General features: G+C 67.7%; 15 protein-coding genes. 12 read left to right on the top strand and 3 right to left on the bottom strand.

The features are described from left to right. Positions 1 to 95: 95 nt before the first annotated feature. Positions 96 to 710 carry a hypothetical protein gene (locus tag WJU27_RS05525; RefSeq protein WP_341421388.1) on the bottom strand — a complete coding sequence of 205 codons (615 nt, stop codon included), beginning with the start codon at positions 708 to 710 and terminating at the stop codon, positions 96 to 98. A 194-nt stretch (positions 711 to 904) separates the two neighbouring features. On the opposite strand from WJU27_RS05525, the gene WJU27_RS05520 reads away from it, so the two are divergent. Then, positions 905 to 2,722, top strand: a complete 1,818-nt coding sequence (locus WJU27_RS05520) for an EAL domain-containing protein (RefSeq protein ID WP_341421387.1) — start codon at positions 905 to 907, stop codon at positions 2,720 to 2,722. A gap of 13 nt (positions 2,723 to 2,735) precedes the next feature. Here the strand turns inward: WJU27_RS05520 and WJU27_RS05515 are convergent, their stop codons facing one another. Next, entirely contained in the window at positions 2,736 to 4,391 is a 1,656-nt protein-coding gene (locus WJU27_RS05515; protein ID WP_445928424.1) for a pseudouridine synthase, read from the bottom strand. A 115-nt stretch (positions 4,392 to 4,506) separates the two neighbouring features. Between WJU27_RS05515 and htpG the strand changes: the two genes are divergently transcribed. After that, entirely contained in the window at positions 4,507 to 6,435 is a 1,929-nt protein-coding gene (gene htpG / locus WJU27_RS05510; protein ID WP_341421385.1) for a molecular chaperone HtpG, read from the top strand. 112 nt (positions 6,436 to 6,547) lie between these two features. Here htpG and WJU27_RS05505 read toward each other — a convergent pair whose 3' ends face one another. Then, positions 6,548 to 7,279 carry a Crp/Fnr family transcriptional regulator gene (locus tag WJU27_RS05505; RefSeq protein ID WP_341421384.1) on the bottom strand — a complete coding sequence of 244 codons (732 nt, stop codon included), beginning with the start codon at positions 7,277 to 7,279 and terminating at the stop codon, positions 6,548 to 6,550. Between the two features lie 374 nt (positions 7,280 to 7,653). Between WJU27_RS05505 and WJU27_RS05500 the strand changes: the two genes are divergently transcribed. From WJU27_RS05500 to WJU27_RS05455, 10 genes are all read left to right on the top strand, one after another. Further along, positions 7,654 to 7,833, top strand: coding sequence for a prenyltransferase (locus WJU27_RS05500; RefSeq protein ID WP_304003601.1), 180 nt, complete (start codon positions 7,654 to 7,656; stop codon positions 7,831 to 7,833). Next, positions 7,830 to 8,153 (top strand): hypothetical protein, encoded by a 324-nt coding sequence (locus WJU27_RS05495; RefSeq protein ID WP_304003603.1) that lies wholly within the window; start codon positions 7,830 to 7,832, stop codon positions 8,151 to 8,153. Before WJU27_RS05500 ends, WJU27_RS05495 begins: the two co-directional genes overlap by 4 nt. A gap of 311 nt (positions 8,154 to 8,464) precedes the next feature. Next, complete coding sequence (locus WJU27_RS05490) at positions 8,465 to 8,626, top strand: DUF1328 domain-containing protein (RefSeq protein WP_304003688.1); 162 nt, start codon at positions 8,465 to 8,467, stop codon at positions 8,624 to 8,626. A gap of 61 nt (positions 8,627 to 8,687) precedes the next feature. Beyond that, positions 8,688 to 8,990 (top strand): glycine zipper domain-containing protein, encoded by a 303-nt coding sequence (locus WJU27_RS05485; RefSeq protein WP_341421383.1) that lies wholly within the window; start codon positions 8,688 to 8,690, stop codon positions 8,988 to 8,990. A 108-nt stretch (positions 8,991 to 9,098) separates the two neighbouring features. Continuing rightward, entirely contained in the window at positions 9,099 to 11,471 is a 2,373-nt protein-coding gene (locus WJU27_RS05480; RefSeq protein WP_341421382.1) for a phosphoketolase family protein, read from the top strand. A 314-nt stretch (positions 11,472 to 11,785) separates the two neighbouring features. Next, on the top strand, positions 11,786 to 12,100 hold the full coding sequence (locus WJU27_RS05475; protein ID WP_341421381.1) for a BON domain-containing protein: 315 nt from the start codon (positions 11,786 to 11,788) through the stop codon (positions 12,098 to 12,100). A 109-nt stretch (positions 12,101 to 12,209) separates the two neighbouring features. Next, positions 12,210 to 21,056, top strand: a complete 8,847-nt coding sequence (locus WJU27_RS05470; protein WP_341421380.1) for a GH36-type glycosyl hydrolase domain-containing protein — start codon at positions 12,210 to 12,212, stop codon at positions 21,054 to 21,056. A gap of 124 nt (positions 21,057 to 21,180) precedes the next feature. Beyond that, the gene (locus WJU27_RS05465) at positions 21,181 to 21,381 is read left to right on the top strand and encodes a CsbD family protein (RefSeq protein ID WP_341421379.1); all 201 of its coding nucleotides are present in this window, start codon (positions 21,181 to 21,183) and stop codon (positions 21,379 to 21,381) included. Between the two features lie 157 nt (positions 21,382 to 21,538). Continuing rightward, the gene (locus WJU27_RS05460; RefSeq protein WP_157278169.1) at positions 21,539 to 21,754 is read left to right on the top strand and encodes a hypothetical protein; all 216 of its coding nucleotides are present in this window, start codon (positions 21,539 to 21,541) and stop codon (positions 21,752 to 21,754) included. Between the two features lie 32 nt (positions 21,755 to 21,786). Next, positions 21,787 to 24,309: an EAL domain-containing protein gene (locus WJU27_RS05455; protein ID WP_341421378.1), complete on the top strand. Its 2,523-nt coding sequence runs from the start codon at positions 21,787 to 21,789 to the stop codon at positions 24,307 to 24,309. The last annotated feature ends 144 nt before the right edge of the window (positions 24,310 to 24,453 follow it).

Here is a 24,453-nt window from a genome sequence, read left to right as displayed (position 1 = left end):
CTTGCTGGGCGCACAGGATCCTGACCGTGCAGATGAAAACGGGGAAGGGCAGCGCCCTTCCCCGTATGTCCCCGAACAGAAAGTCCGCGCGCAATTCAGGCCTTTGCTGCGTGCTGCGCGTGCATCGGATCGATCAGTTCGCCACGCAGCAGCGCCAGCGGCGCGCGGTGGTAGAGCTTCACGTCGTGGAAGGGATCGGTGGCGATCTTGGTCGCCCACACCAGACCGGTCTGCACGCCCTGCAGGTGGAACAGGTGCAGCGTGCGGAAGATGAGGCCGCCGATGCCGATGGCAATCCACGTGACCGACATGTTGTACAGGAAGCCGCGCGCGTCGGTGTGCGCCTCGAACAGGCCGAACAGCGTCGGATCGATGTAGAGGGCCAGCGGCGACGCCGCCCAGATCGCCATCAGCACCACCTTGCGGCGGAGGTTGTAGCCGACCTTGATGTCTTCCTTGTGCTCGTGCGTCGCCTGATTGACGTGATCGTAGCCCTTGGACTCGAAGAAGAAGTGTCCGGCCTGGCGCGACACCATGGCCACGCCCCAGCTCAGCAGTGCCGCGATCACCGGGTCGACGAGAAGCATGACGTAGGCACACAGAAAGCTCAGCGCGCTGAGCAGATGAAGTGCCTGATTGATGCGGCTGTGGTGGTAGTAGCGATGATCGTCCCAGCGTTGGGTGCGCAGTTCTTCGAAAAAGGAATGCATGTAAGTCCTCCTGTGAGTGTGGCAAGACTAGGAAGACAGGGTTACGGCCGGAATGCAGTTCGTCTAAGAATTGGTGACAGATCCGCATCGCGATCCGGAAGCACTGCACGTAGCGAAAGCTTCACCGAAGCTTCACGAAAGCTGGCGGCGTCGCTGCCGATAGGCACTCGGGTCCATGAATACAACAGACAGACATGCACACCTCTTCCGACAAGCTGAACCAGACCGCGCTGCGCGCATTGATCGATGGCCGCGCGCTGGGCATGGTGTTCCAGCCCATCGTCCGCCTCGATGACGCTGCCGTCGTGGCCCACGAAGCGCTGGTGCGTGGCCCCGAGGGCGGCGCGCTGCACCTGCCGGCGGTGCTGTTCGCCACGGCGCGCGCCATCGGCCTCGAAGCCGAACTCGAGATCGCCTGCGTCGAGGCGGCGGTGCGCCAGTTCGATCCGGCGACGCCGGGCCAGCTTTACGTCAATTGCAGCGCCGGCACCATCCGTCATCTTGGCTCGGAGGGCTGCGTCGGCCTGCTGTCACTGCTGGCCGAGCACGCGCTGTCGCCGTCGCGCCTGGTGCTGGAACTGACCGAGCACGAACGGGTGACCGACGTCGATTCGCTGCGCATCAGTCAGGCCCGACTTTCGGCGCTGGGCATCGTGGTCGCGCTCGACGACTTTGGCGACGGTCGTTCCAGCCTCCGTCTGTGGGCCGAACTGGCGCCGCCGCGGGTGAAGCTGGACCGCTACTTCACGCACGGCATCCACACCGACAGCCGGCGCGTCGAAGCCGTGCGTGCCGCGGTGCAGCTGGCGCGCTCCTTCGGCGCCGAACTGGTGGCCGAGGGCATTGAGCATGAGGCCGAACTGGCGGTGCTGCGCGATCTCGGCGTGCACTTCGGTCAGGGCTATCTGCTCGGACGACCACAGGGACAGACGGTCAGTCACATGCGGCCGGCGGTGATCGCGCTGATGCAGTCGCGGCAGATCGCGGTGCTGCCCGACACACCGCATCGCGACATGAGCACCGGCACGGTAAGCCGGCTGGCGATCTCGGCGCCCGCGGTCGAGCCGGATACGCCGAATCTGACGGTGGTGCAGGTGTTCGCGGATCACCCGGAACTGCTGGCGCTGCCGGTGCTGGAGCAGGGCATTCCGGTCGGGCTGATCAACCGGCGCAGCTTCATGGACCTGTACACCCAGCCGTATCACAAGGAGGTGTACGGCAAGCGGCCATGCGCGCTGTTCATGAATCCGAACCCGCTGCGCGTCGAGCGCAGCACACCGCTGGAATCGATGAGCACCGTGCTGGCCGGCGAGGACCAGCGCTATCTGTATGACGGCTTCGTGGTCACCGAGCACGGTCGTTACGTCGGTGTGGCGACCGGCGAAAGCCTGGTGCGCGCGGTGACCGAAATGCGCATCGAGGCGGCGCGGCACGCCAATCCGCTCACCTTCCTGCCGGGCAATATTCCGATCACCGAGCACCTTCAGCGGCTGATGGCGGGGCGGGCCAGCTACGCGGCGTCCTACTTCGACCTGAACAACTTCAAGCCCTTCAACGACCTCTACGGCTATTACCGCGGCGACGAAATGATCAAGCTTGCGGCGCGCAGCATCCAGCATGAGGCGGACCCGCTGCGCGACTTCGTCGGCCACGTCGGCGGCGATGACTTCATCGTGCTGTTTCAGAGCGAGGACTGGCAGGCGCGCTGCGAGCGCATCATCGCCCGCTTCAACGCCGAGGCGCGCGGACTGTTCAATGCGGAGGAACTGGCCAGCGGTTACATGGAGGGCGAGGACCGCAAGGGCAACCGCACGCGCTTTCCGCTCACCACGCTGTGTGCCGGCGTGGTGCTGGGGCAGGGCGGCGGCTTCCGTACGGCCGAGGAGGTCGCTTCGGCCGCAGCCAGCGCCAAACGGCAGGCCAAGGCCAGCGGAGGCGGTCTGCATGTGCAGACCGCCGGTTGCAGCGCCAACGACGCGGCGCCGGAGGTGCCGGCGCTCGACGTCGCGTGAGACCGTCAGGCGCTCAGAACAGCTCGTCCTTGCGCAGGTAACGCCACTTGCCGACCGGCAGGTCGGCCAGCGGAACGCGGCCGATGCGCACGCGCTTCAGTGCGACGACTTCGAGGCCGACCAGTTCGCACATGCGGCGGATCTGGCGCTTCTTGCCCTCGCGCAACACGAAGCGCAGCTGTTCCTCGTTCTGCCAGCTTACCTTGGCCGGCTTCAGTGCCTCGCCGTCCAGCTCCAGCCCGTGGTTCAGCAGCTTCAGCGATTCCTCGGGGAAATCCTCGGACAGCGCGCCGCGGCCGAAGGGCTTGGTCGCCCTGACGCGGACCAGGTACTCCTTCTCTATGGTCGAGTCCTCGCCGATCAACTGGCGCGCGACGCGACCGTCCTGGGTCAGCACCAGAAGACCGTGCGAATCGATGTCGAGACGACCGGCCGGCGCCAGGCCACGCAGATGGTTGCGATTGAACTTCAGACCGGAACGGTCGCCGGCCCACTGGTTCTCGGGCAGGAAGAGCACGCTGGCCGGCTCGTGGCCGTCCTCGGCCTGACCGCTCACATAGCCGACCGGCTTGTGCATCAGCACGGTCACGCGCAGTGCCTGATCGGCGCGCGCCTGCTTGTGCACCTCGACCTTCTGATGCGGCAGCACGCGTTGGCCCAGCAGCGCCACCTCGCCATCGACGGTGACCCAGCCGCGGGCGATCCAGTCGTCCGCCTCGCGGCGCGACGCGGCACCACGGTCGGCCAGCCAGCGCGACACGCGGATGCCGTCCTTCGCGTCGTCGCCGTCCTCGCCCTTGTCGGCCTGCACGCGGCCCAGCTTGTCGGTTTCACGTTCGTCCCAGGCCTTGGCCGGACGCACTGGCGCCGCCTTGGGCGGACGCGGCTTGAAATCGCCGCCGGCGCGCGCGGGGCGGCTGTCGCCCTCAGTGCGACGCGGCGGACGATCGCCGGAATTTCCGCCTGATTCGCTGCGGGCCGGGCGCTCGCGGTTCTCCCAAGGCTTGCGCTCACCGGAATCGGTGCGCGGCGGGCGGGCGTCGCGGTCCGGGCGCGGTGTCCACTCGTGCTTTTCGCCGGCCGGGCGTGGCGGACGGTCGCCGAACTCCTTGCGCGGCGGACGCTCGCCGGAATTTCCGCCCGTTTCGCTGCGGGCCGGGCGCTCGCGGTTCTCCCACGGCTTGCGCTCGCCCGAATCGGTGCGCGGCGGACGGGCGTCGCGGTCCGGGCGCGGTGTCCACTCGCGCTTCTCGCCAGCGGGGCGCGGCGGGCGGTCACCGAATTCCTTGCGCGGCGGGCGGTCGCCGGAACTGCCGCCTGATTCGCTGCGCGCCGGTCGTTCGCGGTTTTCCCACGGCTTGCGCTCGCCGGAATCGGCGCGCGGCGGGCGGGCTTCGCGGTCCGGGCGCGGTGTCCACTCGCGCTTCTCGCCGGCCGGGCGCGGCGGGCGGTCGCCGTCTGGACGGGTGGCACGCGGCTTGCGCGCGGGAGCGTCCTTGGGGGCGGGTTTGGCGTAGGACTTGGCGGCCGGTGCGACCTGCGTCGTGTTGCGGCTCAGCGTGCGTGACTTGGCCGTACTGTTGCGTACCGGCTTGCGGGCCGGATTGCGGTCGGTCGGCGTGTCGTCGTCGGATTTGCGCGGCAAACCCAGTTTGGTGCGGGTGGTCATCGGCGTGAAAACATTCTGTGGACCCGACAGCATAGCGGGGTCTTGAAATGCCGGGGGGAAGTCTCCATATCCCGCCGTTGTCATCCCACCCCACGTCTACTGATTCGGAGTTGTCATGTCGGACACCGCAACCGCCCAGACCATGAATTTCCAGGCCGAGGTGAAGCAGCTGCTGCACCTGATGATCCACTCGCTGTACAGCAATCGCGACATCTTCCTGCGCGAACTGGTGAGCAATGCGTCAGACGCCTGCGACAAGCTGCGCTTCGAAGCCATCGCCAACCCGGCATTGTTCGAATCCGATGCCGACCTGAAGATCCGTGTCGCCTACGACAAGGCGGCGCGCACGATCACCATTACCGACAACGGCATCGGCATGTCGCGTGACGACGCGATCGCCCATCTGGGCACCATCGCCCGCAGCGGCACCAAGGAGTTCTTCTCCAGCCTGACCGGCGACCAGAAGAAGGACGCCAACCTGATCGGCCAGTTCGGCGTCGGTTTCTACTCCGCCTTCATCGTCGCCGACACCGTCACCGTGAACACCCGCCGCGCCGGTCTGCCGGCTGACCAGGGTGTGCGCTGGTCCTGCTCGATGACCGGCGATACCGCCGGCGAGTATTCGGTGGAATCCATCACCAAGGCGGACCGCGGCACCGAAATCGTGCTGCACCTGCGTGAGGACCAGGACGAGCTGCTGTCCGGCTTCAAGCTGCGCTCCATCATCCGCGAGTATTCCGACCACATCCTGCAGCCGGTGGTGATGAAGAAGGAGGAGTGGAAGGACGTTGATGGCGAACACAAGCAGGTCGTGACCGACGAGGACGAAACGGTCAACCAGGCCAGCGCGCTGTGGACCCGATCGAAGTCGGACATCAGCGACGAGCAGTATGTCGAGTTCTACAAGCACGTCGCCCATGACTTCAGCGACCCGCTGGCGTGGACCCACACCCGCGTCGAGGGCCGCCACGAATACACGCAGCTGCTCTACATCCCGTCGCGCGCACCGTTCGACATGTGGGACCGCAACGCCAGCCACGGCCTCAAGCTCTACGTGCGCCGCGTGTTCATCATGGACGACGCCGAGAAGCTGTTGCCGGCCTATCTGCGCTTCGTGCGCGGCGTGGTCGATTCGGCCGACCTGCCGCTCAATGTGTCGCGCGAAATCCTGCAGGAAAGCCGTGACATCGACACCATACGCTCCGGCTGCGCAAAGAAGATCCTGTCGGTGCTGGAAGACCTGGCCGAGAACCAGAAAGAAAAGTACGCCACCTTCTGGAAGGAATTCGGCCGTGTGCTGAAGGAAGGCGTGGGCGAGGACCAGGCCAACCGCGAAAAGGTGGCGGGCCTGCTGCGCTTCGCCTCGACCCATCTCGATACCGAGGAGCAGTCGGTGTCCTTCGCCGACTACATCGGCCGCATGAAGGAAGGTCAGGACAAGATCTACTACGTCACCGCCGAAACCTTCAAGGCGGCGAAGAACAGCCCGCACCTCGAAGTGTTCCGCAAGAAGGGCATCGAGGTGCTGCTGCTGTCCGACCGCATCGACGAGTGGGTGGTCGGCAACATGAACGACTTCGACGGCAAGCAGCTGGTGTCGGTCGCCAAGGGGGGCCTCGACCTCGGCGCGCTCGCCGACGAGGAAGAGAAGAAGGCGCTGGAGCGCGACGAGGGCGAGTTCAAGCCGCTGGTCGACAAGCTTCAGGCCAGTCTGGTCGAGCGGGTGAAGGAGGTGCGCATCACGCATCGCCTGACCGAGTCGCCGGCCTGCCTGGTGTCGGACGAATTCGACATCGGCGGCAACCTCGCCCGCATCCTGAAGTCGGCCGGGCAGGAAGCGCCGCTGTCCAAACCCATCCTCGAAATCAATCCGCAGCACCCGGTGGTGCAGCGGCTGCGCGGTGAAGAAGCGCACTTCGATGACTGGGCGGGCGTGCTGTTCGATCAGGCCCTGCTGGCCGAAGGTGGCGCGCTCGAAGATCCGGCCAGCTTCGTGCGCCGGATGAACCAGCTCATGCTGGCGATGGCCGGCGAACGCAGCTGACCCGGCCAGGCCGCCGCGACCGGACGACCGGTGCGGCGGCTTCGGTGCAGGTCATGACGAACGGCGCAGGTATCGCACTGCGCCGTTCTTACATCTGCGGCTGTCGGCGGGCCTAACCGGCGCGCTGCTGCGCGCGTCGCCCCATCACGCTGTCCCAGACGGCATTGTTGGCGCCGTAGCAGCTGCACGACGCGGCCTCCAGACCCGCGCGGTCGAGTACGGTGATGTTGCCGCGGCGGTAACTGATCAGCTTGCGCGTCTGCAGCGCGGTGGCCGCGTGTGTCACGCCGACGCGCCTGACGCCCAGCATGTAGGCGAGAAACTCGTGCGTCAGGTGGAAGTGCGGAGAGTGCGCGCGGTCCTGCGTCATCAGCAACCAGCGCGCAAGACGGGCTTCGACAAGGTGAAAGCGCGGGCAGGCTGCGGTCTGTGCAAGCTGCGCCATGGTCACGTAGAGGTAACGCCCGAGCGCGCGCTGCAACGCAGGCACCGACTCGAGTTCGTTGCGGAAACGCCTGGCGTCCATGGACAGCGCCGGCCCTGCGCCCTGCACCAGTGCGTGCAGCGGCGATACATCGACCCCGAACAGCAGGGTCGCACCCAGCATCCCTTCGTTGCCCACCAGCCCGACCTCGATGCTGGCGGTGGCGTCGACCGGCGTGATCAGTGAAATGAAGCTGTCGATCGGAAAGTGGACCTGACGTATGCGCTGACCCGGTTCGGCCAGCACGTCGGACAGGACAAGTTCAACGGTGTCGCAACTGGCCAGCAAATGCTGGCGTTCCCGGCGCGGCAGCGCGGCGATGAAGCTGTTGCCGGCTGATGCAGTGGAGTGAGTGGGCACGGCGACCTTCCTGGCGTCGGGTAATTCCGGCCAGTGCAAGCATACGCGGCGATCGACGAGCGGTCGGGGCGGTAGCGCACACAGTGCGATCGGAGGGGATGCCTGTGCGATACGCGCTGCCGCGAGGCTTCGGTACGCCAGCAGACAGACGGGCAAGGACTGCGGCTCCATTGTGTTTCCGGGGCGCGACACCCATGCAGGTGGCGCCGGGGATGACCGCTTCGAATCGGTCGAAAGCGGCGCGACGCCGCAGATCCCGAGCCGTTCCGGACCCCGCAGCAGATCGGCAGGCACGATCGAACAGACGAGGTGACACCATGGAAATGATGAATCGATGTACCCGGGGATGTACCCGGGTGAGCGTGGCGGCAGCGATGCTGCTTCTGCTCGGGGCCTGCTCCGGCATGTCGGCGCAGGACAGGAGTACGGCCATCGGCGCCGGTGCCGGCGCCGTGGGCGGTGCGGTACTGACCGGCGGCAGTGCGGCCGGCGCAGTAGGCGGCGCGGCCGTGGGCGGCATCATCGGACACGAGGTCGGCAAGGACAAGAAGTGAGCGATGCGCGGCCGGTGAAGGTCGCGCATTCTGTCTGCATGCACGAATCCGGAGAGGAGATACAGATGAAGAACGCACATGAGGGCATCGGCCGCGTATGGATGCTGGCGGCCTGCCTTGCCCTGCTGTCGGGTTGCCAGAAGGAGGAAGGCCCGATGGAAAGCGCCGGCAGGAACATTGATGAAGCCGGCGACAAGGTATCACGGGATGTGGATCGCGCCGCCGATCGCGCTGGCGACAATGTCGACGACGCGACACGGAAAGCCGGCGAGAGCATCGAGAGGGCTGGCGAGAAGATCCAGGACGCGGCCGGAAAGTAGTGGGTGCGCAGCCGATGGACCACGCACAGGCATCCGATGCGGTGCGACGCCCGTTCGATCGCCTCTGGTGTCGAGCAGGCGCGACCGCGAATTCGGTCGTGCGCCGGCCGGCACGCCTCGTGCGGCACATTGGTACGGTGGCGTACAGACGGGTCAGCGGTCGCGGCACACGATGGACTTACGCGCTTACCGATGGACGGCCCGCAAGGCGGCCGCCGTTCCGCGCCGTCGCGGGGCCGGCGTCGCCGGACCCGATTTGCAGTCTGATTCGGGGAAAGTTGCAGATCGCCGCCCCCGGGAAGGAGATCACCATGTTGAGATGGGCCGTCATATTCTTCGTCATCGCCATCGTCGCAGCCGTGTTCGGTTTCGGCGGCATTGCGGCGGGCGCCACCGATATCGCGAAGATACTTTTCTTCGTCTTTCTGGTCGTATTCGGCGTCACCCTGATCATGGGACTGATGCGACGCTGAACTTCTTTGCCGCGCCCGTCACGGGCGCGGTTGTCCGGACGTGCTTGTGAAAGGAATCCCGATGAACATCGAAACGAATCCGCTGCATTCCCCGCTGGACGGCAAGAAGGACAGCACCGTGAAGGACTGGCGAACGCCCGATGCCGACCTCGGCGAGGGAGACCGCGCCGCCGTGCAGGCCCGGGTCGAGGCACATCTGATCGATGCGAAGTCCCGCCTGCACGAGGCACGCGTGGCGCTCGCCGACACGACGCGCCGCGCTGCCGACGCCACGCAGGGCTACGTGACCGAACATCCGTGGAAGGCCATTGCGCTCGCGGCCACCGCCGGGCTGCTTGCCGCCTTGCTCATCCGGCGTCACTGAGCCATCTTCAATCCATTCGGACGGGTCCGGTCAGCGGCCTACCGCGAGGCGCCGGCGAACCCGGGCGCTCGCGGTGACTTCGCGCAGGCGATGACCAGGAGAGAGGACATGACCCAGCCTTCGGCGCTGCCCGACGCGGACGACCTGCGGCGGCTGGACGCGTGGTGGCGTGCCGCCAACTATCTGTCGGTCGGACAGATCTACCTGCTCGACAATCCGCTGCTCAGACAGCCGCTGCAGCGCGCTCACATCAAGCCGCGCCTGCTCGGACACTGGGGGACGACCCCGGGGCTGAACTTCATCTACGCCCACATGAACAGGGCGATCCGCCACCACGACCTCGACATGATCTTCGTCGCCGGTCCTGGTCACGGCGGTCCCGCGGTGGTCGCGAATACCTGGCTGGAAGGCAGTTACAGCGCGTTCTACCCGGACGTGACGCAGGACGCCGAAGGCATGCGCCGGCTGTTCCGCCAGTTCTCCTTCCCTGGCGGCATCCCGAGCCACGCCGCACCGGAGACGCCCGGTTCCATTCACGAAGGCGGCGAACTCGGCTATGCGCTGCTGCACGCCTACGGCGCGGTATTCGACAACCCGGACCTGATCGCCTGCTGCGTGGTCGGTGACGGCGAGGCCGAAACCGGGCCGCTGGCCACCTCGTGGCATTCGAACAAGTTCCTGAACCCGCGCACCGACGGCGCCGTGCTGCCGGTGCTGCACCTGAACGGCTACAAGATCGCCAGCCCGACCCTGCTGGCCCGCATCAGTCACGCCGAGCTGGAAAGCCTGCTGATCGGTTACGGCCACGCACCCATCTTCGTAGAGGGTGACGATCCGGTGCTGATGCACGATCTGATGGCGAAGGCGGTCGGCAAGGCGATCAGCGCCATCCGCGACATCCAGCACCGCGCGCGCCAGGGGACCTACATGAGCCGGCCGCAGTGGCCGATGATCGTGCTGCGCTCGCCCAAGGGCTGGACCGGTCCGAAGGAGGTCGATGGCCTGAAGACCGAAGGCAGCTGGCGTTCGCACCAGGTGCCTTTCGGCGACATGGACAATCCGGACCATCTGCGCCTGCTGGAAGAGTGGATGCAATCCTACCGGCCGGACGAACTGTTCGACGCCAATGGCGCGCCCCGACCGGAACTGCTCGCCCTGGCGCCGCACGGAACGCGCCGCATGGGCGCCAATCCGCACGCCAACGGCGGCACGCTGCTGCGCGACCTGCGCCTGCCGAACTTCCGGAGCCACGCGATCGACGTGCCGGCGCCCGGCGCGACACTGGCCGAGTCGACGCGGGTGATGGGCGGCTTCCTGCGCGACGTGATGCGCGACAACCCGCACAGCTTCCGCCTGTTCGGTCCGGACGAGACCGCGTCCAACCGGCTGGGCGCCGTGTTCGAAGTGACCGACCGCACCTGGATGGCGCAGCGCTTCGATGCCGACGACCATCTGGCGCCCGATGGCCGGGTGATGGAAATGCTGTCGGAGCATGCCTGCCAGGGCTGGCTGGAGGGCTATCTGCTGAGCGGACGGCACGGCCTGTTCAGCTGCTACGAAGCCTTCATCCACATCGTCGATTCGATGTTCAACCAGCACGCCAAGTGGCTCAAGGTGTGCCGCGGCATACCGTGGCGTCGCCCGGTCGCCTCGCTCAACATCCTGCTCACTTCGCACGTCTGGCGCCAGGATCACAATGGCTTCTCGCACCAGGATCCCGGCTTCATCGACCACGTGGTGAACAAGAAGGCCGACATCATCCGTGTCTATCTGCCGCCGGACGCCAACACGCTGCTCTATGTGACCGACGCCTGTCTGCGCAGCCGCGACCGGGTGAATGTCATCGTTGCCGGCAAGCATCCGGAACGGCAGTGGCTGTCGATGGACGCCGCAGTCGATCATGCCGAGGCCGGCATCGGCATGTGGGAGTGGGCGTGCAGCGACAGCGCGGGCGAGCCCGACGTGGTGCTCGCCGCCGCGGGCGACGTACCGACGCTGGAAATGCTGGCCGCCATCGACCTGCTCCGGGAACTGGCGCCGACGCTCAAGGTGCGCTTCATCAACGTGGTCGACCTGATGACGCTGCAGCCGCGCGAAGAGCATCCGCACGGCCTGTCGGACGACGAGTTCGTGTCGCTGTTCCGGCCCGACGTGCCCATCCTGTTCGCCTATCACGGCTACCCCTGGCTCATCCACCGCCTGACCTACCGGCGCAGCAACCACGGCAACCTGCATGTGCGCGGCTACAAGGAGGAGGGCACCACCACCACCCCCTTCGACATGGTGGTGCTGAACATGCTCGACCGCTTCCATCTCGTCATGGACGTCGCCAGCCGCGTGCCGATGCTGCAGCCGCAGGCCGCCCACATCAAGCAGCGCATGCGCGACCGTCTGAACGCCCACCGCCAGTACATCCTCGAGCATGGCGAAGACATGCCGGAGATCCGCAACTGGCAGTGGCCGACGCCGCCGCTCGCCTGAGTGTCTGTCGGTCCGGGCGCAGTGCTCGCCCCTGCCTGAAAACATGTTGTGTGCGCTGCCGTACATACCCCGGCGCAGCCACTCGCTATGCTCTTCGTGCTGTATCGGGTTCTTCCGGATCCGTTATGGCAGAAGGGCTTCATCGATGATCTCGCCGATGACTTTCGCATCGGGCGCGTCCGGCTGACCGGGCCACCGGTGCACGCCTGCAGTTTGCCGGCACCGTGCGTCGCACCCGCGTTGCACGGTGCAGAGACGTCTCTTCGGTGTGCCGTCAGGCCATCGACCCCATCCCTCATCAGGAGAATTCCATCATGAAACAAGCAGGCAAATACCTCTCGGCAGTCTTCCTTGCCGTGGCACTGGCAACGGCTGTCGGCTGCGCATCCACCTCGAAGCAGGAGGGCACCGGTGAGTATGTCGACGACACCGTCATCACCACCAAGGTCAAGGCGGCCATCCTCAATGAACCTACGCTGAAGGTGGCCGAGATCAACGTCGAAACCTTCAAGGGCGTCGTGCAGCTGAGCGGTTTCGTCAGCACGCAGGCCATGATGGACAAGGCGGTCGCGGTGACACGCGCAGTCGGCGGTGTGAAGTCGGTCAAGAACGACATGCGCATCAAGTGAGTGGTCGCCGACTGCAGTCCGTCGGCCCGAAAAGGGTCCGGCCGATGGCCGGATACACACTTCAGCCCGCACCTGCGGGCGCCGCTGCGGCCGGCGCAAGGTCACAGCCGTGAATGCCCAACTGTCTGCCGGCGCGCGATGGCGCGCATGGAGAAGACGCCGCCACGACGCGCGCCGCGTTGAGCGCGCGCCCGACGACGAAACGCCGCTGCGCGGTGGCTTGTTCAGCGCCGAACAGATGGCGCAGCACGGCAAGGAACTGGCCGCTTCGCACACACTGACCGCCGCTCGCCTGCCGGACCGCCTGCTGGCGCGACTGGCCGAGAACGAAGTCGTGCTCGCGGGCGTCAGCGCCCTGCTGGCCGAGGCGGCGACCGAAAGCCGGCGCATCACGCCGGCGGCCGACTGGCTGCTCGACAATTTCTACCTGATCGAAGAGCACATCCGCGCCGCCGAACGGCATCTGCCCAAGGGCTACAGCCGCGAACTGCCGCGCCTCGCGCGCGGCCCGTCGGCCGGGCATCCGCGCGTGTACGACATCGCGCTGGCTGCCGTGGCGCACGGCGACGGCCGCGTCGACACTGAAAGTCTGGGCCGCTTCGTGGCCGCCTACCAGACCGTATCGCCGCTGACGATAGGCGAACTGTGGGCGGTGCCCATCATGCTGCGTCTGGCGCTGATCGAGAATCTGCGCCGGGTGGGCGCGCACGTGGCCGCCTGCTGGAATCAGCGCACGCTGGCCGGCGTCTGGGCCGACCGCATGACGGAGGCGGTCGAGCGCAACCCGGCCGGACTGATCCTCGTCATCGCCGACATGGCGCATTCGAAGCCGCCCATGGTGGGCGCCTTCGTTGCCGAACTGGCGCGCAGGCTGCAGGGGCGCGGTCCGGCGCTGGCGCTGCCGCTGACCTGGATCGAACAGTATCTGTCCGAGTCCGCGCTGACGATCGAACAGCTCGTGCAACAGGAGAACCAGCAGCAGGCGGCCGACCAGCTGTCGATCAGCAACAGCATCGGCAGCCTGCGCGTGCTCGGGGCCGCAGACTGGCGCGACTTCGTCGAAAGCCTCAGCGTGGTCGAGCAGATCCTGCGCCGGGACCCGGATGGCATCTACGGCCGGATGGATTTCTGCAGCCGCGATCACTACCGCCATGCCGCCGAAGCCATCGCGCGACGCGGCGGCGTGAGCGAGAGCGATGTCGCCCTGAAGGCGCTCGAACTGGCGAGTGCCGGTGCCGCGGTCCAGCCCGGGCGCATCGGCCACGTCGGCTTCTACCTGGCCGACCGCGGACTGCCCGAACTGGAGCGCGCGCTCGGTATCCGCCTGTCGGCCCTCCGCGCGCTGGGCCGGGCCGTCGGGCGCGTGCCGCTGCTGCCCTATCTTGGCAGCATTGCGCTGCTGACCGCGCTGGTCGAAGCCTGGCTGCTGGCCGGCGTACCGCTCGATCGCGTGCCCAGCTGGGCGGGCGGACTGGCGCTTTACGCACTCGGACTGCTGTTGCTGCCGGGCGTGAGCCAGCTCGCACTTTCGCTGGTGAACTGGCTGGTGACGCTGCTTGTGACGGCGCACCCTCTGCCGCGCATGGATTATTCGGCGGGCGTGGAAGAGGGTGCCCGTACGCTGGTCGTGGTGCCGACGATGATCACCGGCGAGGCGGCCGTCGAATCGCTGGTGGAAGCGCTGGAGGTGCGCTTTCTCGCCAACCGCGACCCGCGCCTGCACTTCGGGCTGCTCACCGACTTCGCCGACGCGCCGGAGGCCACACAGCCGGGCGATGCCGCCCTGCTGGCGCTGGCCCGACTGCGGATCGAGGAACTGAACGCGAAGTATCGCGACGCGTGTGCGCCGCTGAGCGGCGACCGCTTCTTCCTGTTCCACCGCGCACGACGCTGGAATCCGCAGCAGGGCGTCTGGATGGGCCATGAACGCAAGCGCGGCAAGCTGGCGGAGCTGAATGCGCTGCTGCGCGGCCGCCTGCCCGAACTGGACGGCGACGTCTTCTCGCTGGTCGTCGGCAATACCGCGCCGCTGCGCGACGTGACCTATGTGATCACGCTGGATACCGACACCCAGCTTCCGCGCGACGCCGCCCGCCAGCTGGTCGGCGCCATGGCCCATCCGCTGAACCGGCCGCGCTACGACCCGGTGAAGCGACGCGTGGTCGAGGGCTACGGCATCCTGCAGCCGCGGGTGGCGACCAGCCTCCCGGCTGCCGGTCGGTCGCGCTTCGCGCGCATGCACGGCGGCGAGCCGGGCATCGATCCGTACACGCGGGCGGTGTCCGACGTCTATCAGGACGTGTTCGGCGAGGGCTCCTTCATCGGCAAGGGCATCTACGAGGTCGATGCCTTCGAACAGTCGCTCGGCGGGCGCTTCGTGCCGAACCGCATCCTCAGTCACGACCTGCTGGAAGGCTGTTACGCACGCGCCGGGCTGCTCAGCGACGTACAGCTGTTCGAGGACCATCCGGCGCAGTACGGCGCCGACGTCGCTCGCCGGCACCGCTGGATACGCGGCGACTGGCAGCTTGCCGGCTGGCTGAAGCGCCGCGTGCCCTGCATGTGCCTGTGCGACGCCGCGGAAGGAACACGCCTGCAGCCCAACCCGCTGTCACTGCTGGCGCAATGGAAGCTGTTCGACAATCTGCGCCGCAGCCTGGTACCGCTGTCGCTCGTGCTGATGCTGCTGCTCGGCTGGACGCTGCTGTCCTCCGCCTGGATGTGGACCGCCGCCGCGCTCGCCGTCGTGCTGCTGCCGGCGCTGTGCGCGAGTCTGACCGATCTGCTGCGCAAACCGTCCGACGTGCTGCTGCACCAGCACCTGTCCATGGTCGGACGCGGTGCGCTGCGCCACCTCCGGCTGGCCGCTTTCGAACTGGCCTGCCTGCCGCATCAGGCGCTCTACAGCCTGGACGCGATCGCGCGCACGCTGTGGCGCATGCGGGTGTCGCACCGGCGCATGCTGGAATGGAATCCGTCCGGCGAGGTGGATCGTCAGGCGGCCCGGCGCAGCACGCCCGCCGGCCTCCTGAAGGCGATGTGGATCGGGCCGGCGCTGGCGGCAACGACGGCGCTGCACCTGGGCGTCGCCGCGCCGCAGTTGCTGCTGGCCGCCGCGCCGGTGCTCCTGCTCTGGGCCGCCTCGCCGGCGATCGCCTGGTGGGTAAGCCAGCCGCTCAGACGGCGCGCAGTACGGCTGACGGCGGCGCAGACCGATTTCCTGCGCGGCCTGGCACGCCGCACCTGGGCCTACTTTGACAACCTGGTCGGCAGCGACGACCACGGGCTGCCGCCGGACAACTATCAGGAGTACCGCGTCGCCGCCATCGCCCACCGCACCTCGCCGACCAATATGGGGCTGGCGCTGCTGGCCAACCTGTCGGCCTGGGACTTCGGCTATCTGTGCGCCGGACCGATGCTGGAACGCACCGCATCGACACTGCGCACGATGGCGGGGCTGGAACGCTACCGCGGCCACTTCTACAACTGGTACGACACGCAGACGCTGCTGCCCATGCCGCCGCTCTACGTGTCGTCGGTCGACAGCGGCAATCTGGCCGGCCATCTGCTGACGCTGCGCGCCGGCCTCGCAGCGATGGCCGATCAGCCGCTGCTGCCGGTCCGCCTGTTCGCCGGTCTTGACGACACCGCAGCGCTGCTCGCCGAAGCGGTCGACGTCGACGCAGCACGGCGTGTGACCGTGCTGCGCGGCGAACTGCAGGCGCTGTGCGTTGCGCCGCCGGACAGCCTGATCGCCGTCGCCACCGCCCTGCGACGCCTGCAGGTGCTGATCGGCGAGCTGGATCTGCCGCCCGCGCCAGGCGGCGACGCCGCTGAGTCCGAGGCCGCTACGTGGGCTGCAGCAATGCGCCGCCAGTGCGCCGCCGCCCTCGACGAACTGGCGTTGCTGGTGCCCTGGCTGTCGATGGCGCACCAGACGACGGGTGGCCTGACCGATCTGTTGCCGTCGCCCGGGGCGATGTCGACGCTGGCGGCGCTGGCCGGCCTGGATCGCACGCTCGGTGCCGACATCGGGCGCCGGCTTGCCGCCCGCACCCAGTTGGGCGAATACGAGTGCTCGGTGGAACAGCGGGCCTGGCTGAACATGCTGCTGCACCATCTGGACGAGGGCGGCCGCCGGGCGCGCGAACGACTGGCGCGGCTCGACGCGCTGGCCGCCCAGGCGGCCGCTCTGGCGCGCATGGATTACGACTTCCTGTATGACAGCTCGCGCCATCTGCTGACCATCGGCTACAACGTGCCGGAGCGCCGCGCCGACAGCAGCTATTACGATCTGCTGGCGTCCGAGGCGCGTCTGTGCAGCTTCGTCGCCATCGCCCAGGGACAGTTGCCGCAGGAGGGCTGGTTTGCGCTCGGACGCCTGCTCACGGCTGCCGGCGGCGAGCCGGTGCTGCTGTCCTGGAGCGGGTCGATGTTCGAGTACCTGATGCCGATGCTGGTGATGCCGTCCTTCGACGGCACGCTGCTCGACCAGACCTGCCGCGCCGCGGTGGCACGGCAGATCGAGTACGGACGGCAGCGCGGCGTGCCCTGGGGCATCTCGGAGTCCGGCTACAACACGGTCGATGTGCACCTGAACTACCAGTACCGCGCCTTCGGTGTGCCGGGCCTGGGTCTCAAGCGCGGTCTGGCCGACGATCTGGTGGTCGCGCCCTATGCGTCGGTGCTTGCCTTGCTGGTGGCGCCGGAAGAGGCCTGCGCCAACCTGCAGCGGATGGCCGGGGAGGGCTTCGTCGGGCGCTACGGCTTCTTCGAGGCCATCGACTACACGCCGACCCGCCAGCGGCGCGGCCAGACGCGCGTCGTCGTGCGGGCCTTCATGGCGCACCACCAGGGCATGAGCCTGCTGGCGCTGGCGTCGCTGCTGCTCGACCGACCGATGCAGCGCCGTTTCGCGTCCGACCGGCTGTTCCAGTCGGTCATGCTGCTGCTGCACGAACGCATTCCCAAGGCCACCGCACTGTTCGAGCACACGGCACAGCTGCACGCGCTGCGCTCGACGCCAATGACATCGCAGACGCCGATCCGCGTGTTCGACACGCCGGACACGCCGATGCCCGAGGTGCAGCTGCTGTCCAACGGCCGCTATCACGTCATGGTGACCCAGGCCGGCGGCGGCTACAGCCGCTGGAAGGATCTGGCGGTCACGCGCTGGCGCGAGGACGGCACCTGCGACGACCGCGGCAGCTTCTGTTACGTGCGCGAGCTGGATGTCGCCGACGGCGCGCCGAACATGTGGTCTGCCGCGCACCAGCCGGTGCAGGGGCGCGCGCTGTCCTATGAGGCGATCTTCTCCGAAGGCAGGGCGGAGTTCCGCCGCCGCGATGCCAGCGCCGACGGCGAAGGCGAGTTCGAGACGCATACCGAAATCGTCGTGTCGCCCGAGGACGACATCGAACTGCGCCGCGTGCGCATCACCAACCGGACCTCGACACGCCGGCGCATCGACGTCACCAGCTATGCCGAGGTGGTGATCGCCCCGGCGGCCTCCGACGCACTGCACCCGGCGTTCAGCAATCTTTTCGTGCAGACCGAAATCCTGCGCGACCGGCCGGCCATCCTGTGCACCCGGCGGCCGCGCTCGGCCGGCGAGCAATCACCGTGGATGCTGCACCTGATGGCGGTGCATGGCGTCGATGCCGAGCAGGTGTCGTGCGAAACCGACCGCATGCGTTTCATCGGCCGTACCCGTACCTGCGCCGATGCACGGGCGATGGACACGGCCACGCTGTCGGGCACCGATGGCGCGGTGCTCGATCCGGTGGTCGCCATTCGCAGCGTGCTCACGCTCGACGCCGGTCAGGCGGTCACGCTGGACATCGTGACCGGCGTGGCGGACAGCCGCGACATCGCGCTGGCGCTGGTCGACAAGTATCGCGACCGCCACCTGTCCGATCGCGTGATCGATCTGACCTGGACGCACGGTCAGGTGGTGCTGCGTCAGCTCAACGCGACCGAGGCCGACGCCCAGCTGCACGCGCGCCTCGCGGCGTCGGTGCTGTTCGCCAACCCGTCGCTGCGCGCCGACCCGGCGGTGCTGATGCGCAACCGGCGCGGGCAGTCGGGGCTTTGGGGCTACGCCATTTCCGGCGACCTGCCCATCGTGCTGCTGCAGATCGCCGACGCCGCCAACATCGATCTTGTGCGCCAGATGGTGCAGGCGCACGCCTACTGGCGGCTGAAGGGGCTGGCGGTCGATCTGGTGATCTGGAATGAGGACCACGCCGGCTACCGGCAGATGCTGCAGGACCAGATCACCGGCCTGATCGCCTCCGGCATCGAAGCCAGCGTGATCGACCGGCCGGGTGGCATCTTCGTCCGCCAGGCGGAACAGATTTCGGGCGAGGACCGGGTGCTGCTGCTGTCGGTCGCGCGCATCGTCATATCCGACAGCGGCGGGTCGCTGGCCGAGCAGATCGAACGGCGAGCCATCGCGCCGGCAAGGGTACCCGGACTGGTGGCCCGGCCCGCCGATGTGCAGGCGCCCGCAGTGCCGGACAGCGTCGCCGGGGACGCGGCAGGGCGTTCGCATTTCAACGGCCTCGGCGGGTTTTCCGCCAACGGGCGGGAGTATGTCGTTACGCTGGCGCCTGGCCAGGTCACGCCGGCGCCGTGGGCGAACGTACTGGCCAATCCGCATTTCGGCACCGTGGTGTCGGAGTGCGGCAGCGCCTACACCTGGTGCGACAACGCACACGAGTTCCGCCTGTCGCCCTGGCACAACGATCCGGTCAGCGACACCGGTGGTGAGGCGCTGTATATCCGCGACGAGGAAAGCGGACGCTACTGGTCGCCGACACCACTGCCGGTGCCGGCGACGAGCGCCTTCACCATACGGCACGGTTTCGGCTACAGCGTGTTCGAAACCGTCTGCGACGGCATCCAGTCGGAGCTTTGGGTGTTCGTCGCCATCGACGCCCCGGTCAAGTTCTCGCTGCTCCGCCTGCGCAATGTGTCCGGTCGGCCACGCAGCCTGTCGGCCACCGGCTATGTCGACTGGGTGCTGGGCGATCTGCGGGAGAAATCCGCCATGCACGTGGTCACCGAAACGGTGCCGCGCAGCGGTGCGCTCTACGCGCGCAACCACTACAGCATGGAGTTCGCCGAGCGGGTCGCCTTCTTCGACGTCGACGACACGGCGCGCACCGTGACCGCGGACCGCACCGAGTTCATCGGTCGCAACGGCAGTCTGCGCGCGCCGGCCGCGATGCGGCGACAGCGCCTGTCGGGTCGGGTGGGCGCCGGTCTGGACCCGTGCGCGGCCATCCAGGTGAGTGTCGATCTTGAGGAAGGGCAGACGCGCGAGCTCGTGTTCCGCCTCGGCAGCGGGCACGACCTCGAGGATGCCGGCCGCCTGGTGCAGCGCTTCCGCGGCGCGTCGGCGGCGCAGGCGGCGCTGGACGCCGTGCGTGCGCACTGGCAGCACACGCTCGGTACGGTACAGGTGCGCACGCCCGACCGCGCGCTCGACTTGCTGGTCAATGGCTGGCTGGTGTATCAGACGCTGGCCTGCCGCGTCTGGGCGCGCAGCGGCTACTACCAGTCAGGCGGCGCCTTCGGCTTCCGCGACCAGCTGCAGGACATGATGGCGCTGGTGCATGCCGAACCGCAGCGTGCGCGTGCGCATCTGCTGCTGAGTGCCAGCCGCCAGTTCGCCGAGGGCGACGTGCAGCACTGGTGGCATCCGCCGTCGGGGCGCGGCGTGCGTACCCGCTGTTCCGACGACTACCTTTGGTTGCCGCTGGCCGTGTGCCGCTATGTGCAGAGCACCGGCGACACAGCGGTGCTGGACGAGGAGGTCGCCTTCATCGAAGGTCGCCCGGTACATGCCGAGGACGACGCCTATTACGACCTGCCGGCGCGTTCGGCCGATGCCGACAGCCTGTATGCGCACTGCGTGCGGGCCATCCGCCACGGGCTGCACTTCGGCACGCACGGACTGCCGCTGATGGGCTCCGGCGACTGGAACGACGGCATGAACCGGGTCGGCATCAGGGGGCGCGGTGAAAGCGTCTGGCTGGCCTTCTTCCTGTGCGAGGTGCTGCAGCAGTTCGCCGTCCTGGCACGGGAACGCGACGATGCCGAGGTCGTCGACCTGTGCCTGAGCGAGCGCGTGCGTCTGCGCCGCAATATCGAGAAGCACGCCTGGGACGGCGCCTGGTACCGCCGCGCCTGGTTCGACGACGGCACGCCGCTGGGTTCGGCGGCCAATGCCGAATGCAGCATCGATTCGATCTCGCAGAGCTGGTCGGTGCTGTCCGGCGGCGACGAGGGCGACCACAGCCGTGCGCGGCGTGCCATGCAGTCGGTCGATGCCCGGCTGGTCCGACGCGCTGACGCGCTGGTGCAGCTGCTCGACCCGCCGTTCGACACGGCCGGTCTCGATCCAGGCTACATCCGCGGCTACGTGCCGGGTGTGCGCGAGAACGGCGGCCAGTACACGCACGGCGCCATCTGGGCGGCGATGGCCTTCGCCGCGCTCGGCGACGGCGAGCGCGCGTGGGCCGTCGCCGACATGATCAATCCGGTCAATCACGCGCTGTCGCCGGAGGCCGTGGCGATCTATCGCGTCGAACCCTACGTGATGGCCGCCGACGTTTACGCGGCGGACCCGCACACCGGCCGCGGTGGCTGGAGCTGGTACACCGGCTCCGCCGGCTGGATGTACCGGCTCCTGCTCGAATCGCTGCTCGGTTTCACACGCACGGGCGACACGCTGCGCATCCAGCCCTGCATGCCGCCGGAGTGGCGCGACTTCGTCATCGATTACCGCTTCGGCGAAACCGCGTACCACATCGTGGTGGAGCGCTCGGTGGCAGATGGCGAGCGGCCGGACAGCCTGGTCACGCTGGATGGCGCCTACTGTCGCGACGGCGCGGTGGTGCTGGTCGACGACCGGCAGCCCCACCGCGTCGAGGTGAGCCTGCCGGGCTGACCCGTCCGTCGGCATGTCGCATCTATGTACGACAGCGTACCGACCCTTCGCACACGAAGTCCTAATCTTCGTGTCATGCACCGGCGATTTCGCAGGTGTGTCAATCAGAGAGAGGGTATCCGATATGAACTGGGACACTATTGAAGGCAACTGGAAGCAATTCAAGGGCACCGTCAAGGCGCGCTGGGGCAAGCTCACCGACGATGAGCTCGACGTGATTGCCGGCAAGCGCATGGAACTGTCGGGCCGCATCCAGGAGGCCTACGGCCTTACCAAGGAGCAGGCGGAACGGCAGATCGAACGCTTCGAAATCCTGCACAAGTAAGCGCCGGGAAAATCGTCCTCCGGGGCCGAGCTTCGCCGCGCCGACTGGCGTGATGGAGAAGAAGCGCCGTGAGGACGGCGAATCGGCGATTTCGCAGCCGGCGGTCGGTTCGGCCAACCGGGCCACCGTCGGCACTCGAGACGAGACGGAGATTCCGATGAACACACCCGCTATCGGCCGGGCCGGACGCAGCGACGATTCCGGCCATTACGCGAAAGGCATCCCGTGCCCTCGCTGTGGGCGCGCCGCCTACCGCGTACAACGCAATTTCATGGATCTGTTCATCAACATGTTCGTGTCCGTCCACCGCTACCGCTGCGGCTCGATGAGCTGCATCTGGGAAGGCAATGTGCGCCTCAAGCGCCTGCCCTGAAACCTCTGCCCAGCCTGATCCGGGAGCGCTCGATGGACGCACATGACATGGATGCCGCTCGAACCCGGGTACTGATCGTCGACGCCGATCCGCAGGATGCGGAGCGGCTGCGCAGTGCGCTGGAGGGTGGAGAGGCGCACGCGATGACCGGACGCCCGTATCTGGTCGAGTGCGTAAGCGCGTTTGCCGATGCGCGCGAACGGCTGGCCGCTGGCGGCATTGCTGTCGTGCTGCTGGATCTGGGGCCGCCCGCCCTCGACGCGCTCGATGCCTGCGAACAGCTGTGCGCGCTGGCCCCCGACGCACTCGTGCTGGTGCTGGCCGAGGCCGGCGGCGAGGCACGCGCCCGTGCCGCGCTGCTGCGCGGCGCTCACGACTTCCTGCTCCGGGGGTACACCGACGCGCACTGGCTGGCGCGCACGGTGGACCACGCCATGGAAAGACGCACAGCCGCGCGGGCGCTGCGCTTCAGCGAGGCGCGCTTTCGCGCGATCAGCGATGCGTCGCCGCTGGGCATCCTGGTGACCGACGCACAGGGTCACTGCACCTACACCAATGCCGCCTACCGCACGATCTGCGGGCTCGATTTCGGACAGGCCGAGGGCATGCACTGGAGCAGCTTCGTCCACCCCGACGACCGCAGTCGCGTGCAGCGGGAATGGGCAGCAGCGCTGCAGGGTGCTGTCGCCTTCAGCGCGGAGATGCGTCTTCTGCGCAGCGATGGCGGCGTCGTGTGGGCGCGACTGCATGCGGCATTCATGGCGGATGACGGCCTGCCCCGAGGATGCGTCCAGACGATCGAGGACATCACCGGCCGCAAGGCTGCCGAGGCCGTGCTGCAGCGGGCCGAGGAGGCGCTGTTCGACGAGAAGGAGCGGGCGCAGGTCACGCTCAACTCGATCGGCGACGCGGTTCTGGCCACCGATATCGGGGGCCGCGTGAGCTACATGAACCGGGTGGCCGAGTCGATGACCGGCTGGACGGCGCGCGAGGCGCTGGGGCAGCCGCTCACCGAGGTATTCGCCATCATCGACGGCACCACCCGCGCCGTGGCCGCCAACCCGGCGCAGCGTGCCGTTGACGAGGACAGGACGGTGGGTCTGGCGATGGATTGCCTGCTCATCCGGCGCGACGGCGTCGAGCTGCCGATCGAGGATTCCGCCGCTCCGATACACGACCGCCATGGCCGGGTGACCGGCGCCGTGATCGTGTTTCACGACGTCAGCCAGTCGCGCGCAATGACCTTGCGCATGGCGCACATGGCGCAGCACGACTTTCTCACCGGGCTGCCGAACCGGGCCCTGCTGACCGAGCGGCTGGCGCAGGCGATTGGCCAGGCGGCGCGCCATCACAAGCAGGTCGCGCTGCTTTTCATCGACCTCGATTTCTTCAAGCGCATCAACGATTCGCTCGGCCATGCCGTGGGCGACCAGTTGCTGCAGTGCGTGGCCGAGCGGCTGGTGGGCTGCGTGCGCACGACAGACTCGGTGTGTCGCCAAGGCGGCGACGAATTCGTCATCCTGCTGGCCGAGATCGAACAGCCGCAGGATGCCGCCGGCGTTGCCGACAAATTGCACCAGGCGTTCATCGAACCGCAGCAGGTCGCCGGGCACGCGCTGCAGATCACGCTGAGCATCGGCATCAGCGTCTATCCGGACGACGGCAACACGGCCGACGCCATGATGCGGAACGCCGATACCGCGATGTATCACGCCAAGGCGCAGGGCCGGAACAACTGCCAGTTCTTCACCCCCGAAATGAACGCGCGCGCGGTGCATCGCCTGCTTATCGAGAGCGGTCTGCGCCGGGCGCTGGGGAACACCGAGTTCCGGCTGCACTATCAGCCGCAGATGAATCTTGCGTCGGGCGGCATGACCGGCGCCGAGGCGCTGCTGCGCTGGTGCGATCCGGTCCACGGGCTGATCCCGCCAGCGCAGTTCATACAGATCGCCGAAGAGTGCGGGCTCATCGCACCGATCGGACAGTGGGTGATGCGCGAGGCGTGCCGGCAGATACGCGCCTGGCTGGACGCAGGGCTGCGCGTGGTGCCGGTCGCCGTCAACATTTCGGCGGTCGAGTTGTGGCGACCGGGCTTCGCTGACAGCGTTGCCGGCATCCTCGGTGAAGCCGGCGTGCCGCCGCACCTGCTGGAGCTGGAACTGACCGAGAGCCGGCTGATGGAGGACGCCGAATCGTCGATGAGCGTACTGAAGTCGCTCAAGTGCATCGGCGTGCAGCTGGTGATCGACGATTTCGGAACCGGCTATTCCAGCCTGAGCTATCTGCGGCGCTTTCCCTTCGACACCCTGAAGATCGACCAGTCCTTCGTGCACGACCTCGACAGCGACGAGGGCGACGACGGCATCGTCGGCGCCATCATCGGCATGGCCACCCATCTGCGGCAGAAGGTGATCGCGGAGGGGGTGGAGACCGAGCAGCAGCTTGCCCTGTTGCGTATCCGCCAGTGCGAGTCGGTGCAGGGACATCTGCTCGGCCGACCGGTGGACGCCGACGCGTTCGCCGGCCTTCTTGCGCACGGTATGCCGCTGCGCTGAGGGGGCTGGGTACGCCAGCGTACCGACCTGCGGGTGCGGCGGCGCGACACTGATGTCCGAACGATGCGGCGGCAGCGCACCCCTGGGGCGCGCATCGCGCCGTGACCGTACGGCGACCGGTGTCGCCGGCGGCTTCAACAGGGA

Source organism: Methyloversatilis sp. NSM2 (genome assembly GCF_038066675.1).
GTDB lineage: Bacteria > Pseudomonadota > Gammaproteobacteria > Burkholderiales > Rhodocyclaceae > Methyloversatilis > Methyloversatilis discipulorum_A.
Note: the sequence above shows the minus strand (reverse complement) of the source record. Positions and strands in the feature narration are given on the sequence as shown.